At 68.9% G+C, this 17,277-nt stretch carries 15 protein-coding genes; 7 read left to right on the forward strand and 8 right to left on the reverse strand.

From position 1 onward, the window contains the following. The first annotated feature begins 5 nt into the window (after nucleotides 1–5). Both CKW28_RS07375 and CKW28_RS07380 read left to right on the forward strand, forming a co-directional pair. Nucleotides 6–686: a FaeA/PapI family transcriptional regulator gene (locus CKW28_RS07375; RefSeq protein ID WP_003924924.1), complete on the forward strand. Its 681-nt coding sequence runs from the start codon at nucleotides 6–8 to the stop codon at nucleotides 684–686. A 30-nt stretch (nucleotides 687–716) separates the two neighbouring features. Continuing rightward, nucleotides 717–1,058 carry a cupin domain-containing protein gene (locus tag CKW28_RS07380; RefSeq protein WP_003924925.1) on the forward strand — a complete coding sequence of 114 codons (342 nt, stop codon included), beginning with the start codon at nucleotides 717–719 and terminating at the stop codon, nucleotides 1,056–1,058. 202 nt (nucleotides 1,059–1,260) lie between these two features. Here CKW28_RS07380 and CKW28_RS07390 read toward each other — a convergent pair whose 3' ends face one another. Beyond that, nucleotides 1,261–2,439, reverse strand: coding sequence for an NAD(P)/FAD-dependent oxidoreductase (locus tag CKW28_RS07390; RefSeq protein ID WP_003924926.1), 1,179 nt, complete (start codon nucleotides 2,437–2,439; stop codon nucleotides 1,261–1,263). Between the two features lie 176 nt (nucleotides 2,440–2,615). On the opposite strand from CKW28_RS07390, the gene CKW28_RS07395 reads away from it, so the two are divergent. The 3 genes from CKW28_RS07395 (at nucleotide 2,616) to nrdF (ending at nucleotide 6,134) form a co-directional block, all read left to right on the forward strand. Further along, nucleotides 2,616–3,368 carry a TetR/AcrR family transcriptional regulator gene (locus CKW28_RS07395; protein ID WP_040546530.1) on the forward strand — a complete coding sequence of 251 codons (753 nt, stop codon included), beginning with the start codon at nucleotides 2,616–2,618 and terminating at the stop codon, nucleotides 3,366–3,368. A gap of 173 nt (nucleotides 3,369–3,541) precedes the next feature. Next, nucleotides 3,542–5,056, forward strand: a complete 1,515-nt coding sequence (locus CKW28_RS07400; protein WP_040546531.1) for a flavin-containing monooxygenase — start codon at nucleotides 3,542–3,544, stop codon at nucleotides 5,054–5,056. 115 nt (nucleotides 5,057–5,171) lie between these two features. Beyond that, complete coding sequence (gene nrdF / locus CKW28_RS07405) at nucleotides 5,172–6,134, forward strand: class 1b ribonucleoside-diphosphate reductase subunit beta (RefSeq protein WP_003924929.1); 963 nt, start codon at nucleotides 5,172–5,174, stop codon at nucleotides 6,132–6,134. Nucleotides 6,135–6,163: 29 nt separating this feature from the next. On the opposite strand, the gene CKW28_RS07410 is transcribed toward nrdF, so the two are convergent. The 6 genes from CKW28_RS07410 to CKW28_RS07435 form a co-directional block, all read right to left on the reverse strand. Further along, on the reverse strand, nucleotides 6,164–6,910 hold the full coding sequence (locus CKW28_RS07410) for an ABC transporter ATP-binding protein (protein ID WP_003924930.1): 747 nt from the start codon (nucleotides 6,908–6,910) through the stop codon (nucleotides 6,164–6,166). Then, nucleotides 6,886–7,764 carry an ABC transporter permease gene (locus CKW28_RS07415; protein ID WP_003924931.1) on the reverse strand — a complete coding sequence of 293 codons (879 nt, stop codon included), beginning with the start codon at nucleotides 7,762–7,764 and terminating at the stop codon, nucleotides 6,886–6,888. The genes CKW28_RS07410 and CKW28_RS07415 overlap by 25 nt, the downstream gene beginning before the upstream one ends. After that, nucleotides 7,761–8,825 carry an ABC transporter substrate-binding protein gene (locus CKW28_RS07420; protein WP_003924932.1) on the reverse strand — a complete coding sequence of 355 codons (1,065 nt, stop codon included), beginning with the start codon at nucleotides 8,823–8,825 and terminating at the stop codon, nucleotides 7,761–7,763. Before CKW28_RS07420 ends, CKW28_RS07415 begins: the two co-directional genes overlap by 4 nt. Nucleotides 8,826–8,836: 11 nt before the next feature. Beyond that, on the reverse strand, nucleotides 8,837–10,186 hold the full coding sequence (locus tag CKW28_RS07425) for an LLM class flavin-dependent oxidoreductase (protein ID WP_040546533.1): 1,350 nt from the start codon (nucleotides 10,184–10,186) through the stop codon (nucleotides 8,837–8,839). Nucleotides 10,187–10,284: 98 nt separating this feature from the next. Then, entirely contained in the window at nucleotides 10,285–11,331 is a 1,047-nt protein-coding gene (locus CKW28_RS07430; RefSeq protein WP_003924934.1) for an NAD(P)-dependent alcohol dehydrogenase, read from the reverse strand. Between the two features lie 92 nt (nucleotides 11,332–11,423). Continuing rightward, nucleotides 11,424–12,482, reverse strand: a complete 1,059-nt coding sequence (locus CKW28_RS07435; protein ID WP_040546546.1) for an iron-siderophore ABC transporter substrate-binding protein — start codon at nucleotides 12,480–12,482, stop codon at nucleotides 11,424–11,426. Between the two features lie 217 nt (nucleotides 12,483–12,699). Between CKW28_RS07435 and ctaD the strand changes: the two genes are divergently transcribed. Continuing rightward, nucleotides 12,700–14,445 (forward strand): aa3-type cytochrome oxidase subunit I, encoded by a 1,746-nt coding sequence (gene ctaD / locus CKW28_RS07440; RefSeq protein ID WP_003924936.1) that lies wholly within the window; start codon nucleotides 12,700–12,702, stop codon nucleotides 14,443–14,445. 42 nt (nucleotides 14,446–14,487) lie between these two features. Beyond that, nucleotides 14,488–15,774 (forward strand): phosphoserine phosphatase SerB, encoded by a 1,287-nt coding sequence (gene serB, locus CKW28_RS07445; protein WP_003924937.1) that lies wholly within the window; start codon nucleotides 14,488–14,490, stop codon nucleotides 15,772–15,774. Nucleotides 15,775–15,802: 28 nt separating this feature from the next. Here the strand turns inward: serB and yczR are convergent, their stop codons facing one another. Further along, entirely contained in the window at nucleotides 15,803–17,263 is a 1,461-nt protein-coding gene (yczR, locus tag CKW28_RS07450) for a MocR-like transcription factor YczR (RefSeq protein WP_040546535.1), read from the reverse strand. Nucleotides 17,264–17,277: the final 14 nt, after the last annotated feature.

Below are 17,277 nucleotides of genomic sequence, written 5' to 3' on the forward strand. Positions count from 1 at the left end.
AAGGGATGTCAGTGTCAGCGCCGCGCCACGACCTCGATGCGCCGCAGTCGGAGCGGGCCGCCGGCCGGCAGCGCCGGAAGGTGCTCGACGTGGTGAAGCGGGCCGCGGAGCCCGTCGACGCCCAGCAGGTCGCCGACGCGCTGCGGATCCACGTCACGACGGCGCGGTTTCACCTGTCGACCCTGGAGGGCCAGGGGGCGATCCGGCGCCGCCGGGCCCGCAACGGCGGCCGCGGCCGTCCGCGGCTCACCTACGAGCCGACACCCCGGCTCGACTATGCCGACATCGTGTCGTTGTTCGCCACCCACCTCGGCGGCACCCCCGTGGAACGGGAACGGCGGGCCACGTTGATCGGGGCGGATCTGGCCCGCCGGGTCCGGGTGGCGCGCCGCCGCGACGAGTCCACGGTCGCCGACCTGGTGGTCGAGACGTTGGGCGAGCTGGGTTTTCAGGTGCGCAATGTGCTGACCTCGTTCGGCGAGGTGACGGTGCAGATCTGCACCTGCCCGCTGGCCGAGGTCGCCGAGACGGCGCCGGAAGTGGTCCGGGGTATCCAGCAGGGCCTCATCCAGGAAGTGGTCGACCGCAATGCCGAGGTCATCGGCGGCCGCTACCGGGTGGCCGTCACCCCCGACCCGCGGGCCGGGTCCTGCGAGGTTGGCCTGATCCTGCGGCCCGGCGACTGACCACCGATTCATCGAACGAGGGAGACTCCAGTGCAACCAGTTTCGCTCACCGACCTGAGCGAGGAGCAGCTCACCGCGGCGAAGGACGCCGGCAGCGGGCGTACCGTCGCCACCGTTCACGGCGGTCGCGATCACACCCTGAAACAGGTGGTGCTGACACTGGCCGCGGGCCACGAGCTGTCCGACCACGAAAACCCCGGCGAGGCAACCCTGTTGGTGCTGCGCGGACACGTCCGGCTGGGGACCGCCGGCGGCTCCGTCGAGGTCGCCGAGGGTGAGTATCTGGTGATCCCGCCGGAGCGGCACCACCTCGTCGCCGTCGAGGACTCGACGGTGCTGCTGTCGGTCGTGCCCAGGAACCGGGCCGGCTGAACGCCTCTCGGCGCCGCCGGTCTCAGGGTGTGATGGTGAGGGTGCCGTCGTCGTGGACGGTCCACCGCGGGTTGTGGGCCACCTCCAATGCCGCTGAACCGGCCGTCGATCGGGCGGCGCGCGTCCTCGGCGAGATCATCCCGGCCGAAGAGGGCCAGCCCGATCCCGGGCAGCTGGTGAGACGCCACACCGTCGGCGTGGACTACTTCACCGTGTGTCGAGGCCCGTGTTTCTTGTACAGCGCCCTGAGCATGCGGTCGCGGAACGCGCGGTTGTCGATCAGCCTCACGCCGGCCTCGGCGATCTTCGGGTAGCCGATCAGTTTGTGCATGTAGCGGCCGCGACGGTACTCCTTGCCCCAGGCCGCCTCCATGCGCTGCGCGTAGTTGGTGAAGTCGTCGGGGCCACCGTTGAGCAGCGCCGCGATCGCGCATTCGCCGGCCGCCAGCCCGGATTCCAGCGCCTTGGAGATCCCGGCCCCGGACGCCGGTTTGCCGGCGCCCAGCGAGTCGCCGGCGAACAGCACGCCCGGCCGCCACGGCGGCCACGCGGTGAACCCCATCGGCAGCCGCCAGGCGCGCACGCTCTTGTTCTTCTTGAGCTCCTCGATCGGCGGGAGGTCCCACTCGCGCGGCAGCGTGCGCAGGAACTCGCCGAGAAACTGGGTGGCATTGATCGACTGCCAGTTCTTGTAACTGTTGACGTAGCCGAGGCCGATGTTGAACCGGCCGCCGCCCATCGGGAACACCCAGCCGTAGCCGGGCAGCTGATCCCCCTGGAACACCAGCTTGAGGTAGATGTCCAGCGAGTCGGAGTCCGGGCGGTTGGCGTGCATCTCCGAGCGGATCGCGATGGCGGAGTAGCCGTTGTACTGCGAATCGAGCTTGAGCGCCCGTTTGATGGGGGAGTAGGCGCCGTCGGCGGCGATCACCGCGTCGCCGTACACCTTCTCGCCGCTCTTCAGCGTGACCCCGACGACCCGCCCGCGTTCCACGATCGGCGCGGCCACCTCCGCGGACTGCCGCACCTCCGCACCGGCGGATTCGGCGTGCTTGAGCAGCAGCGCGTCGAGCACGGTCCGGCTCACCGTGTGGCCGTGATCGGGCATGCCGGGGCGCTGCGGGAACGACAGCTCCCACTGGCTGGGGCTGAACACCGTGACCCGGTTGATGCGGTGGAACTTGGCGACCTCGTCGGCCAGGCCCATCTTCTGCAGATAGCTCACCGCGCGGGCGGTCAGACCGTCCCCACACGGTTTGTCGCGCGGGAATTCGGCCTTGTCCAGGACCACCACCTTCGCGCCGGTCTGGGCCGCCTGCCAGGCGGCCGCGGAGCCCGCCGGGCCGCCACCGGCGATGACCAGGTCGTAGCGCTGCGTCATAAACCTCGTTCCACTCGTCGAGTTTGTCGCCCGCGATAGTACCGAAGCCCTCGGTGGTCAGCGCGTCGAGCGATTGGCCTGCGCAGCCGGGTTCGTCGGGGTGTGCCGGCGCCGGACGTCGGTACCGGAAGCCGGGCCTACCAGGTCAGACGGCGTGCCGAGGGTACAGTGAGGGAGTGCGACGAGGGTCCAAGCCACGCAGCGGTGGCGCACCGGGTGCCAAGGCCGGCGCCAAGGTGGACGCGCGCAGCGAACGCTGGCGCGAACACCGCAAGAAGGTGCGCGCCGAGATCGTCGACGCCGCATACCGCGCGATCGACCGGCTGGGCCCGGAACTGAGCCTGCGCGAGATCGCCGCCGAGGCCGGCACCGCCAAACCCAAGATCTACCGCCATTTCACCGACAAGGCCGACCTGCACCAGGCGATCGGCCAGCGGCTGCGGGACATGCTGTGGGCGGCGATCTTCCCCTCGATCGACCTGTCCGCCGACTCCGGCCGCGAGATCATCCGGCGCAGCGTCGAACAGTACGTGCGGTTGGTCGACCAGCATCCCAACGTGCTGCGGTTCCTGCTGCAGGGCCGGTTCGCCGACCAGAGCGCGTCGGCGGCGCGGGCCCTCAACGAGGGCCGCGACATCACGCTGGCGATGGCCGACATGTTCGACAACGAACTCCGTGAGATCGAGCTCGACCCGACGGCGCTGGAGCTGGCCGCGCACGCGGCGTTCGGATCCATCGCCTCGGCGACCGACTGGTGGCTGGGCGCCGAAACGGACAGCCCCCGCCGCATGCCGTCCGACCAGTTCATCGCGCATCTGACCACCATCACCGTCGGCGCGATCAACGGCACCTGCGAGATGCTCGGCATCAAGATCGACCCTGATCTGCCGCTGCACGCGGGGGTGCGCCGCCGCGAGGACGTCGCCTGATTCACCTGCCTGATCCGCCTGCCTGACCCGCCTGCCTGATCGACCCGCCTGTCCCGCCTGACTGATCGACCGGGCCCGACGAGTCATTGACACCGTCCCCCGACGACCGGACGATGGAGGTATCCGGTACCGCCGGTCCCAGGATCGGCAATCGCAGTAGGAGAGACGCAACGATGACCGTGACCGAGCCGTCGGCTGACATCACGCCGGCGAACACCCCGACGCAGCCGCCGGTCCGCACCCGTGCCCTGATCGTCGGGACCGGCTTCTCCGGGCTGGGCATGGCGATCGCGCTGCAGCGCCGGGGGATCGACTTCCTGATGCTGGAGAAGGCCGACGACATCGGCGGGACCTGGCGGGACAACACCTACCCGGGCTGCGCCTGCGACATCCCCTCACACCTGTATTCGTTCTCCTTCGAGCCGAAGGCGGACTGGCGCCACCTGTTCTCCTATCAGGACGAGATCCAGGAGTATCTGCAGGGCGTCACCGCGAAGTACGGCCTGCGGCGCTACATCCACTTCGATTCGCTGGTGGACCGTGCCCACTGGGATGACACCGAGCACCGCTGGCACGTGTTCACCGCCGACGGTCGCGAGTACATCGCCCAGTTCCTGATCTCCTGCGCCGGCGCACTGCACATCCCGTCGATCCCGGACTTCCCGGGCCGCGACCAGTTCGCCGGTCCCGCTTTCCATTCCGCCCAGTGGGACCACAGCGTGGACCTGACCGGGAAGCGGGTCGCGGTGATCGGCACCGGCGCCAGCGCCATCCAGATCGTGCCCGAGATCATCGACCGCGTCGCGCAGCTGCAGCTCTACCAGCGCACGCCGGCGTGGGTGGTGCCCCGCACCAATGACGAACTGCCGGCGTGGCTTCGGCGCGCTCTGGAGAACATCCCGGGCCTGCGGCTGGCGCTGCGCGGCGGCATCTACGCGCTGCAGGAGGCGCTCGCGGTCGGCATGACCAAATATCCGGGCATGCTGCGGATCGGCCATCTGCTGGGCAAGTGGAACATCAACCGCAGCGTCAAGGATCCGCAACTGCGGGCCAAGCTGACACCCGATTACCGGCTCGGGTGCAAACGGATCCTGAACTCCAGCACCTACTATCCCGCCGTGGCCGATCCGAGAACCGAGGTCATCACCGAGTCGATCGACCGGATCACCACCGACGGGATCGTCACCTCCGACGGCACCGAACGCGCGGTCGACGTCATCGTGTACGCCACCGGGTTCCACGTCTCGGACTCGTACAAGTACGTGCAGATCAAGGGGCTCAACGGCGAGGACATCGTCGACCGGTTCAACCGGGAGGGCCCGATGGCGCACCGCGGCACCGCCGTGGCCGATCTGCCGAACGCCTACCTGCTGCTCGGCCCGAACACCGGCCTGGGCCACAACTCGATGGTGTACATGATCGAATCGCAGATCAACTACGTCATCGAGGCGATCAAGGCGGTCGACAAGGCCGGCGCCCAGGCACTCGCACCCACCCGCGAAGCCCAGGACCGCTACAACGCCGAGTTGCAGGCCAGGCTGGGCCGGTCGGTGTGGAACACCGGCGGGTGCCGCAGCTGGTACCTCGACGAGCACGGCAACAACCGGGTGCTGTGGGGCGGGTTCACCTGGCAGTACCGGCTGGCCACCCGCACGCTGGATCCGGCCGAGTACCGGTTCTGGGGCTGACCGGGCGGATATCCCGCACGACACACGATGTTGTGTTCACCTCCCGCCGGGTACACCACGGGTAGTGTTCGGGTACAACGTCCCGACGTCCGAGGTGGGTACTGTGAGCGAGGGCATGAAGCTGGTCAACCGGGTATCAGCGATCAACTGGAACCGGCTCGAGGACGACAAGGACGCCGAGGTCTGGCACCGGCTCACCGGCAACTTCTGGCTGCCCGAGAAGGTGCCCGTGTCCAACGACATCCCCTCGTGGAACACCCTGACCGACACCGAGAAGCAGTTGACCATGCGGGTGTTCACCGGTCTGACCCTGCTGGACACCATCCAGGGCACCGTCGGCGCGGTCAGCCTCATCCCGGATGCGCTCACCCCGCACGAGGAAGCGGTCCTGACCAACATCGCGTTCATGGAGTCGGTGCACGCCAAGAGCTACAGCAACATCTTCTCCACGCTGTGCTCGACGGCCGAGATCGACGACGCGTTCCGCTGGTCGGAGGAGAACCCGAACCTGCAGCGCAAGGCCGAGATCGTCATGCAGTACTACCGCGGGGACGAGCCGCTCAAGCGCAAAGTGGCGTCCACACTGCTGGAGAGCTTTCTGTTCTACTCCGGCTTCTATCTGCCGATGTACTGGTCCAGCCGCGCCAAGCTGACCAACACCGCCGACATGATCCGGCTGATCATCCGCGACGAGGCCGTGCACGGCTACTACATCGGCTACAAGTATCAGCGCGGTCTGGCCATGGTGGAGCCGGCCAAGCAGAAGGAGCTCAAGGACTACACCTACGACCTGTTGTTCGAGCTCTACGACAACGAGGTGGAGTACACCCAGGACCTCTACGACGACGTCGGGCTGACCGAGGACGTCAAGAAGTTCCTGCGCTACAACGCCAACAAGGCCCTGATGAACCTCGGCTACGAGGCCCTGTTCCCCAAGGACGAGACCGACGTCAACCCGGCGATCCTGTCGGCGCTGGCGCCCAACGCCGACGAGAACCACGACTTCTTCTCCGGGTCGGGTAGCTCCTATGTGATCGGGAAGGCCGTCGTCACCGAGGACGAGGACTGGGACTTCTAGTCACGCCGACAGGGTTCAGCCAACACGATTCAATCGTCGCCGACACCCAGCGCGGCCAGCAGCGCCTCCCGGTGCGTCACGAACTCGGGGTTGCGCAATGTGCGTCGGCCGCGGAACGTCAACTCGCGGTCGGTGACGAACCGCCCGTCGGCCAGCACCAGCACCCGATCGGCCAGGGTCACCGCCTCGTCGACGTCATGGGTCACCAGCAGCACCCCGGGCCGGTACTTGGCGCACAGCTCCTGCAGCAGCCGGTGCATGCGGATGCGGGTCAGCGCGTCCAGCGCGCCGAACGGTTCATCGGCGAGCAGCAGGGCCGGATCGCGCACCAGCGACCGGGCCAGTGCGACGCGCTGCTGTTCTCCACCGGACAATTCGTACGGCCACGCCCGCTCCCGGCCGGCCAGCCCCACATCGGCCAGCACGGCGGCGCCCCGCCGCTCGGCGTCCCGGCCGGACAGCCCCAGTGTGACGTTGTCCAGCACCCGCGCCCACGGCAGCAACCGCGAATCCTGAAACACCACGGCGACATCGCGGGACACGTACACGTCCCCGCCACCCCCGCCTGCGCCGCCATGATCCAGCCCGGCCAGGGCCCGCAGCAGGGTGCTCTTCCCGGACCCGCTGCGGCCCAACAACGCGACGAACTCACCCCGGCGGATCGTCAGATCGATGCCGTCGAGAACGGCGCCGGCCCCGAACGACCGGTGCAGTCCCCGCACCACCGCGACCGGCTCGGCGCGGTTCCCCGTCAGCCGCCCAGGGCCCGCCGCCATGACAGCGCCCTCCGTTCGATGGTCCGGACCAGATGGTCGCCGGCCAGCCCGAACACCGCGTAGACCACCAGGCCGACGACCACGACCTCCAGCTGGCCGTACAACCGGGCCTGGGTCATGAGAAAGCCGACCCCGCTGGTGGCGTTCACCTGCTCGACCACCACCAGCGCAGTCCAAGAAATCGTCACCGCCAGCCGCAACCCGGTGAAGAATCCGGGCAACGCCCCGGGCAGTGCGACCTTCCGGATGAACTGGACGCGCGACAACCCGACCGTCTGCGCCAATTCCACATGGCGCAGGTCGACCCCTTTCAGCTGCGCGGTGGTGTTGATGTACACCGGGATGAGCACACTGGTGGCGATGATCACGATCTTCATGGTGTCGCCGATGCCGAACCAGATGATCGCCAGCGGGATGATCGCCAGGGTGGGCACCGCGCGCTTGATCTGAATGGGTCCGTCGACGAGCGCCTCGCCGATCCGGCTCAATCCGGCCAGCAGGGCCAGCGCCAGACCCGCCGCCACCCCGATCGCCAGCGAGATCAGCGACAGTTTCAGCGAGGCCGCGACGTTGGCGGGCAGCCGGCCGTCCGACCAGAGTTCGGCGGCGGTCCGGGCGATGTCGAACGGATGCGGCAGGGTCCGCGGATCGAGAATGCCCAGTTGCGAGGTGATCAACCAGAGCGCCACCAGCAGCAGCGGTCCGACGGCAAGCGCCGCCGGGACGGCCCTGCCCGGCCCCAACCGGGTCCGGTGCTCGCCGCGGTGAAGCAGCTGCGCGTCGGTGACGTCGGCCCGACGCTGCGCCGGTGATCGCAACCGGGGCGCCGGTCGGGCGGTCTGCAGGCTGGTCACGGTTGTCCTCCTCGGTTCTCGGTCGGCGAGTCGGCGGTCAGATCGGCGAACCGGAAGTCGAATTCGTCGCGGGCACGCAACTCCCGGCCGGCGAACGCACCGGCCTGCTGCAGCAGATCGATTGTTTCCTGCTGGGTCGCCACCACCTCGTCGGTGAACCCGGGAATTGATGCCACACCGTCGGATTCGACGATCTTGCGCGCATCGTCGACGTCGACGTGCTGATCCTTCACCAGATACTCGGAGATCCAGGTGTCCTGATGGCCGTTCCGCCACAGTTCGGCGCGGTACCAGGCGATGACGAACTCGCGGACCGCCGCCGCACGCGCCGGATCGATCAACGCATCCCGGCCGGCGTACAGATAGTTCAGGCCGGTGTTCGCGCCGGGGGCGTTCGGGATCTCGATGGCCCCTTCGGCTGCCGTCGACTCCAGATAGCGGGCGCGGTCCGGTTGCTTGAGCACGGCGGCCTGAATCTGTTCGGCCCGCAGACCGTCGGCGAACTCGGCGAGCCCCAGGTACACCGGTTCGACGTCGCCGATGCCCAGCCCGACGGATTGCAGATTGCGCAGCAGGGTTGCCTGTTGCGAGGTGCCCTCGTTGACACCGATCCGCTTGCCGGCCAGATCCGACAACGACGTGATGCCGGAGTCGGGGGAGGTGGCGATCAGCGCGCCGGTCCCGTCGCGCCGGACCGCTCCCACGATCGGCACGTCCGCATCCGAGTAGTGCGCCAGGATCGGCGGTACGTCCCCGACGTAACCCAGGTGCGCGTTGCCGGTGCGGATCGCCTCCAGCCGCAGCGGGCCACTGCTGAAATTGGCGTAGCTCACCTCTCCGGTGAGCCGGTCCTGCTCACCGGAGAGCGTCAGCAGCGTCCTGAGCCGGTTGGCGTCGTCGGCGACCACCAGGGTGGTGTCCGGCGGCACCTCCGTCGGCAGCGCGGCGTCGGCCGGCAAGCCCGGGGAGTCAGGGGATTGCGTTGCGCCGCAGGCGGTCAGCGCCGCCGCGGAGATCAGTGTGGCCAGCGTCAGCCGCAACATCTCGATGGCAGTGTGCATCTCGGCTCCGCTCAGCTGGCGGCGGCCACCGGCCGGCCGGTGGTGAACCGGTTGCGGGGCCGGGGGAGACCGAGATGGTCACGCAGCGTGGTGCCGGTGTATTCGGTGCGGAAGAGGCCGCGGCGTTGCAGTTCCGGCACGACGTGGTCGACGAACGCCGTCAGCGATGACGGCAGCGCCGGTGGGATCAGGTTGAACCCGTCGGCGGCGCCGGTGGTGAACCACTCCTCGATGGTGTCGGCGACCTGTTCGGGGGTACCCGCGAACACCCGGTGTCCCCGGCCGCCGCTCAGCCGCAGCAACAACTCCCGCACGGTGAGGTTCTCGGTCGAGACCAACCGGCGCACCAACGCATACCGGCTCTGCATGTGAATGGCCGGGGGATCGTCGGAACCGAACTGCAACCGCCGGTCGAGGTCGTCCCGGCCCACCCGGTAGCCGACGATGCGGCTGAGTTGTTCCAGACCGTAATCGGGGACGGTGAGATCCTCGAGCCGGCGCTGAATCCGCCGCGCCTCCTCCTCGGTTCCGCCGATGATCGCCGACAGGCCGGGCAGGATGTGCACCCGGTCGGGATCGCGGCCGTGTTGGCGGACTCGGGCTTTCACATCCGCATAGAACTGCCGGGCCTCCTCCACCGTCGGCTGGGCGGTGAAGATCGCCTCGGCGTACTTGGCGGCCAACTGCTTTCCCGGTTCGGACGATCCGGCCTGGAACAGCACCGGATGCCCCTGCGGGGACCGCGGCACCTCCAGCGGGCCGGCCACCGAGAAATGCTCACCCCGGTGGTCGATGGCGTGGATCTTGTCCGGGTCGACGAACCGCGGAGCCTGCTTGTCGCCGACGATCGCGTCGTCTTCCCAGCTGTCCCACAGGCGCAACGCCACCTGCAGGAACTCGTCGGCACGCGAGTAGCGGTGTTCGGGATCCGGATGTGCCGGTCGGCCGAAGTTGGCGGCGGCCGCCGCGTTCGCGGTCGTCACGATGTTCCAGCCGGCCCGGCCCCGGCTCACATGGTCGAGGGTGGCGAACCGGCGGGCCAGCCCGTACGGCTCGGTGTAGGTGGTGGATGCTGTCGCCACCAGGCCGATGTGCGTGGTGGCGGTGGACAGCGCCGTCACCAGCGTGACCGGGTCCAGCGCGTCGAACGGGCGAAACTCGGTCTTGCCCTTTAGAACCGGATGATCGGCGAAGAAGATCGCGTCCAGTTTGCCGCGTTCGGCGATCCGGGCCAGTTCGAGGTAGTGGTCGATGTCGGTGATGCCCGACAGCCGGGTCTCCGGCAACCGCCAGGCCGCTTCATGCTGACCGACGTTGCGGAGAAAGGCGTTGAGGTGCAGTCGTCTTGTGCTGGCAGCCATTCTCGGCGGCTCCTCTGCTCGGTGTCGTGGGGCGTATCCCATTCCAGACCGGCAGCCGAGGAGCCGAAACAGTTTCGATCAGCGAAATTCAAGCTCTTTCAGCCGCGCAGCGAGGCGGTGTCGATGACGAACCGGTACCGCACGTCGCTGGCCAGCACCCGCTCATAGGCCGTGTTGATGTACTCCGGCTCGATCACCTCGATCTCCGGCAACACCCCGTGTTCGGCGCAGAAGTCCAGCATCTCCTGGGTTTCGGCGATCCCGCCGATCAGCGAACCGGCCAGCCGGCGCCGACCGCCGACCAGCGGAGCCGCCGGCACCGTCATCGGTTTCTCCGGCATGCCGAGTTCGACCAACGTGCCGTCGACGTCCAGCAGCATCAGATATCGGCCCAGATCCAGATTCGCCGACACGGTGTTGATGACGACGTCGAAGGAACTGCGCAATGCGCGGAAGGTGTCCGGATCGGAGGTGGCGTAGTACGCGCCGGCGCCCAGCCGCAGACCGTCCTCCCGCTTCTTCAGCGACTGGCTGAGCACCGTGACATCGGCGCCCAGCGCCTTGCCGAGCTTCACCGCCATGTGCCCGAGGCCGCCCAGACCGACCACCGCAACCCGGGTCCCCGGGCCGACGTTCCAGTGCCGCAGCGGCGAGTAGGTGGTGATCCCGGCGCACAGCAGCGGAGCCGCCGCGTCCAGCGGCAGGCTGTCGGGGATGCGCAGGACGTAGTTCTCGTCGACGACGATGGCGCCGCTGTAGCCGCCCTGGGTGGGCCGGCCGTCGCGGTCCACGCCGTTGTAGGTGCCCGTCATGCCGCGCACGCAGTACTGCTCGTCGCCGGCCAGGCAGTGCCGGCACTCGCGGCAGGAGTCGACGAAGCAGCCGACGCCGACCCGGTCACCGACGCGGTACCGGGTGACCTCCGAACCGACCGCCGTCACCACACCGGCGATCTCGTGGCCGGGCACGAGCGGGAAGGCGGGCTCACCCCACTCACCCTTCACGGTGTGGATGTCGGAGTGGCAGATGCCCGCGAAGTGGATGGCGATCGTGACGTCGTGTGGTCCCATCTCGCGGCGGGTGATCGTGGTCCGGGTCAGCGGTTCGGAGACCGAGGTGGCGGCGTATGCGGACACGGTCGTCATGCGTTACCTCACGTTCGTTGCACGGTCGGACTGTCAGCCGGGAACAACGCGGGCGGTGTCCCCGGTCATCCCGGCCCGGTCGGTTGTCGGCGTCAGTTGATGGGAGCGTTCACCCACTGCAGATCGTCCAGGATGCCCCGGGCGGCGACGATGTTCTGACCGGTCTGCCACACCTCGTTGTTCACCGTGAACACCCGGTTGTCCTTGGTGGCCGACAGCCTGCGCCAGGCGTCGCTGGTGAACACCGTGCGGGCGCGGTCCCGCGCCGCCGGCGACGCGAACGACACATAGACGATGTCGCCCTCGGCGATGCCGAAGTCGGCGTCGGCCAGTTCGGCGTCGGTGGCGCCGATGTCGATGTAGGGCCTGTCGGTGAACCGCTGCGCGGCCGGCCGGTCCAGCCCGACGGCGGCCAGCACACTGCCCGGGAAGGTGTCGGCGCCGAAAACCCGCACGGTGGTGTCGGTGAGCTGCACCACCGACGCCTGGAAATGGGCCGCGTCGTTCTGGGCGCCGGTCCTGCGGGCGTCCTCGGCGAAACCGTCCAGCAGTGCGTCGGCGGCAGCCGAGCGCCCGGTCGCCGCGCCGACGGTGCGCAGGTTGCCCTGCCAGTCCGGGCCCGGAGCGCCGGTGAACACGGTGGGCGCGATCGCGGCCAGCCGCGGATAGTCGGCCGGGGTCAGCGCCTGTGATCCCAGGATCAGATCGGGTCGCGCCGCGCGGATGGCATCCAGGTCGGGTTCGGTGCGGGTGCCGGCCGCGGGCAGCTCGTGGATCACGGTTCCCAGATAAGCCGGCTGGACCCCGGTGTCCTCGGGCACCGCGGCCGCCACGATCCGCGACTGCAACCCCAGCGCGCACAGCGCGTCAAGCTGGTCGCCGGACAGCACCACGATGCGTTGCGGGTCGGCCGGCACCGCCGTGCTCCCCGCGGCGTGAGCAACATCACGCACCGGCGGACCCGGGTCCGGTGCGGCCGGTTCGGCGGCGCACGACTCGTCCGGGCGGCGTTGGTTGCCCAACACCCCGGCGCCGGCGATCTCGGTGGTGCTGGTGATCACCGTCTCCCGAGGCGGCGCGGGTTCGGCGCCCTGCGGTGCGCCACACCCGGTGGCCATGGTCAAGAAAACCGCCGTGACCAGCGACACCATGCCGGCGATCACGCGTATCCGCCGTCCCGGAACGATCACGTCGCCGACGGTAACACCTCCGCGCCGCCGGTCCGGGCCGGGTTCGAGCGGCACGTCGAACCGCTAACCGTGCTAAGTACGACGGTATGTAGGAGCCCCGGGTGGTCGCGTCTGGGGCAGCAGATAGGATTCGGAACCGTCCACTGCGGGACCGCCCGCTGATCGTATGGAGGAACTGTTGGTAGCCGAAGCGCCCCCAATCGGACAACTCGAGGTTCGGCGTCCGTTTCCGGCCCGGACCGGCCCCCGGGGGAGTCTCCTCTACAAGCTGATCACCACGACCGATCACAAGCTGATCGGGATCATGTACTGCGTCGCCTGCTTCACCTTCTTCTTCATCGGTGGGCTGATGGCGCTGCTCATGCGTGCCGAGTTGACCGCGCCGGGACTGCAGTTCCTGTCCAATGAGCAGTTCAACCAGCTGTTCACCATGCACGGCACGGTGATGCTGCTGTTCTACGCGACGCCGATCGTGTTCGGGTTCGCCAACCTGGTGCTGCCGCTGCAGATCGGCGCGCCGGACGTGGCGTTCCCGCGGCTGAACGCGCTGTCGTTCTGGCTGTTCCTGTTCGGCGCCACGCTGGCGATCTCCGGGTTCATCACCCCGGGTGGCGCCGCGGACTTCGGCTGGACCGCCTACGCGCCGCTGGCCCACTCGATGTACTCCCCGGGCGCCGGCGGTGACCTGTGGATCTTCGGCCTGGCGGTGTCCGGTCTGGGCACCATCCTCGGTGCGGTCAACATGATCACCACCGTGGTGTGCATGCGCGCCCCGGGCATGACCATGTTCCGGATGTCGGTGTTCACCTGGAACATCCTGGTCACCTCGGTGCTGGTGCTGATCGCGTTCCCGCTGCTGACCGCCGCGCTGCTGGGCCTGGCGGCCGACCGTCTGCTCGGCGCCCACATCTACGACCCGGCCAACGGTGGTGTGCTGCTCTACCAGCACCTGTTCTGGTTCTTCGGGCATCCGGAGGTGTACATCATCGCGCTGCCGTTCTTCGGCATCGTCAGCGAGATCTTCCCGGTGTTCAGCCGCAAACCGATCTTCGGCTACACCACGCTGATCTACGCCACCATCGGCATCGCGGCCCTGTCCATCGCCGTGTGGGCGCACCACATGTACGCCACCGGTGCCGTGCTGCTGCCGTTCTTCGCGTTCATGACGTTCCTGATCGCGGTGCCGACCGGGATCAAGTTCTTCAACTGGATCGGCACCATGTGGAAGGGGCAACTGACGTTCGAGTCGCCGATGCTGTTCTCGATCGGCTTCATCCTCACCTTCCTGATCGGTGGCCTCACCGGTGTGCTGCTGGCCAGCCCGCCGCTGGACTTCCACGTCACCGACACCTACTTCGTCGTGGCGCACTTCCACTACGTGCTGTTCGGCACCATCGTGTTCGCCACCTACGCCGGCGTGTACTTCTGGTTCCCGAAGATGACCGGCCGGATGCTCGACGAACGGTTGGCCAAGCTGCACTTCTGGCTCACCTTCATCGGCTTTCACACCACGTTCCTGGTGCAGCACTGGCTGGGTAACGAGGGCATGCCGCGGCGTTACGCCGACTACCTGCCCACCGACGGGTTCACCGAGCTCAACATCGTGTCGACCGTGGGTGCGTTCATCCTCGGCGCGTCGGTGCTGCCGTTCGTCTGGAACGTGTTCAAGAGCTGGCGTTACGGTGATCCGGTGACGGTGGACGATCCGTGGGGTTACGGCAACTCGCTGGAGTGGGCGACCACCTGCCCGCCGCCGCGGCACAACTTCTACGAGCTGCCGCGGATCCGCTCCGAGCGTCCGGCGTTCGAGCTGCACTATCCGCACATGATCGAGCGGATGCGCGCGGAGTCGCACATCGGCCGGTCGCACGGTCCCGCGGACGGCGACGTCACCCGGATGGAGGATACGAACGTCCGGACCTGACGATCCTCGGTCAGCGGCGCTGACCCGGTACGGAGGCTGACTATGGCCGGGCCGACGAACAAGAAGGTCCCGACGGAGAAGGTCCCGAAGAAAGTCCCGAAGAAAAAGGTGTCGGTGCTCATCACCGTCACCGGCGTGGACCAGCCCGGCGTCACCTCGGCGCTGTTCGAGGTGCTGGCCCGGCACCGGGTCTCGCTGCTCAACGTCGAGCAGGTCGTCATCCGCGGCCGGCTCACGCTGGGTGTGCTGCTGGCGGCCCCACCCGAGGTGGCCGACGGACCGGCGCTGCGGGCGGAGGTCCGGGAGGCCATCCACCGGGTGGGGCTCGACGTCACCATCGAACGCAGCGACGACCTGCCGGTGATGGACGAGCCGTCCAGCCACACCATCACCGTGCTGGGACGGCCGATCACCGCGCAGGCGTTCTCCGCGGTGGCCCGGGAGGTGGCCGCGCTCGGGGTGAACATCGATTCGATCCGGGGCGTGTCGGACTATCCGGTGACCGGGCTGAAGCTGCAGGTGTCGGTGCCCGAGGGCGCGGACTACGACCAGCTGCAGCGCAATCTGGCGCAGGTCGCGGTCGACGAGGCCGTCGACATCGCGCTGGAGGACTACAGCCTGTCCCGGCGGGCCAAACGGCTCATCGTGTTCGACGTCGACTCGACGTTGATCCAGGGTGAGGTCATCGAGATGCTGGCCGAGCGCGCGGGAGCCGGGGCGGCCGTCGCCGCGGTCACTGAGGCGGCGATGCGCGGCGAACTCGACTTCGCCGAGTCGCTGCACCAGCGGGTGGCCAACCTGGCCGGCCTGCCGGCCGAAGTGCTCGACGAGGTCGCCGAACAGATCGAACTCACTCCGGGCGCCCGCACCACGCTGCGCACCCTGCGCCGCCTGGGCTACTACTGCGGCGTGGTGTCCGGCGGCTTCCGCCAGGTGATCGAGCCGTTGGCGCACGAGTTGATGCTCGACTACGTCGCCGCCAACGAACTGGAGATCGTCGACGGCAAGCTGACCGGGCGGGTGATCGGACCGGTGATCGACCGGGCCGGAAAGGCCAAGGCGCTGCGCGACTTCGCCCAGCAGGTCGGGGTGCCGATGGAGCAGACGGTCGCGGTCGGCGACGGCGCCAACGACATCGACATGCTCGCCGCCGCCGGTCTCGGTGTGGCGTTCAACGCCAAACCCGCGCTGCGGGAGGTCGCCGACGCCTCGCTGAGCCACCCGTACCTGGACACGGTGCTGTTCATCCTCGGCGTCACCCGCGCGGAGATCGAGGCCGCCGACGCGGTGGACGGGGTGCTGCGCCGCGTCGAGATCCCCGACGACTGACGGAGCCGGCCGCGACGAGCCGGGGCTTTCAGACCACCACCGGCGACGGTCCGGCGGTGACCGCCGTGCCGGTGACCGCACGCCAGGCCCGGCCGAGCAGCCGCACCGCCTCGACCAGCTGCTCCTCCGGCAGTGTGTAGGGGATCCGCACGAACCGCTCCAGCGTGCCGTCGACGCCGAACCGCGGGCCCGGCGGCAACTCCACCCCGAGCCGGGATGCGCCGGCGCACAACGCGGTGCTGACCGGCGCCGGCAGCCGCACCCACAGTGACATCCCGCCGCCACCGGGCAGCGGCAGCCAGTCCGGCAGCTCGCGGCGGACCAGGTCGATCAGCAGCGCCTGCCGGGTCCGCAGAATGTCGCGCCGCGCCGGCAGCATGTCGTCGGCGCGTTGCAGCAGCCATGCGGCGGCGAGCTGGTCGATCACCGAACTGCCCAGATCGACCGCCGGACGGACCGCCCGGATGGCCGCCAGCGTGCTCGGCTGCGCTCGGATCCAGCCGACCCGCAATCCCGCCCAGAACGATTTCGACATCGAACCCACGGTGATCGCCAGGTCGGCGGGTGCGGTGAGCGCCGCGCGGTTGAACGCGGCCAGCGGGGGCGGCACCGGCTTCTCGAACCAGAGGTCGGTCATCGTCTCGTCGATGATCACGCGGGTGCGGCTCGCGGCGATGATGCCGGTCACCCGGTCCCGGTCGGCGGCCGGCATCGTGAAACCGGTCGGGTTCTGATTGTCCGGCACCAGATAGGCCAGGCTCGGCGCGAGCTGGCGCACCGCGGCGTGCAACCCGTCGACATCCCAGCCGGTGTCGGTCATCGGGACGGGGACCGCCCGCGCGTCGGCGGCCGCGATCGCGGTGAGCGCGCCGTGGTAGGTGGGCTGTTCGACGAGCACCCGGTCGCCGGGCCGCAGACAGGTGGTCATGATCAGCCCGATCGCGTGCTGGGCGCCGCTGGTGACCATGATCTGCTCCGGGTCGGTGGGCAGACCGCGCGCACAGTAGCGTTCGGCGATCGCGTCGCGCAGTGCCGCGATGCCGCGCAGGTCGTGGCCGCTCTGCTGCAGATGGCCCGCCGCCTGGGCGGTCGCCGCGGCGAACGCCTCCTGCATCGCGGCGGCGCCGGTGGTCGGCAGCGCGGCCGCCGCGAGGTTGATCGTCGCCGGCGCGTCGGCCGGGACGTCCGCCGGCGCCGACGGCAGCACGATGGTGCTGCGGGCGCCGCGGCGGGCGTGCAGATAGCCGTCGTCGCGCAGCTGGTGGTAGGCCGAGGTGACCGTGGTGCGCGACACCCGCAGCGCCTCGGCCAGCGTCCGCTCGCTGGGCAGTTGCGCGCCGACCGGCAACCGGCCGTCGACGATCAGCATCCGCAGTGCGTCGGCCAGACCGCGATAGGCCGGGCCACTTCGCCCTGAGGTACGCCAGTTTCCCAGCTCCCGGCAGACGAACTCGATTCCGAGGGTCCGGGCAGGCGTCGAGATGCTCATCAGAAGGCCAGTAT

This window comes from Mycolicibacterium thermoresistibile (genome assembly GCF_900187065.1).
GTDB lineage: Bacteria > Actinomycetota > Actinomycetes > Mycobacteriales > Mycobacteriaceae > Mycobacterium > Mycobacterium thermoresistibile.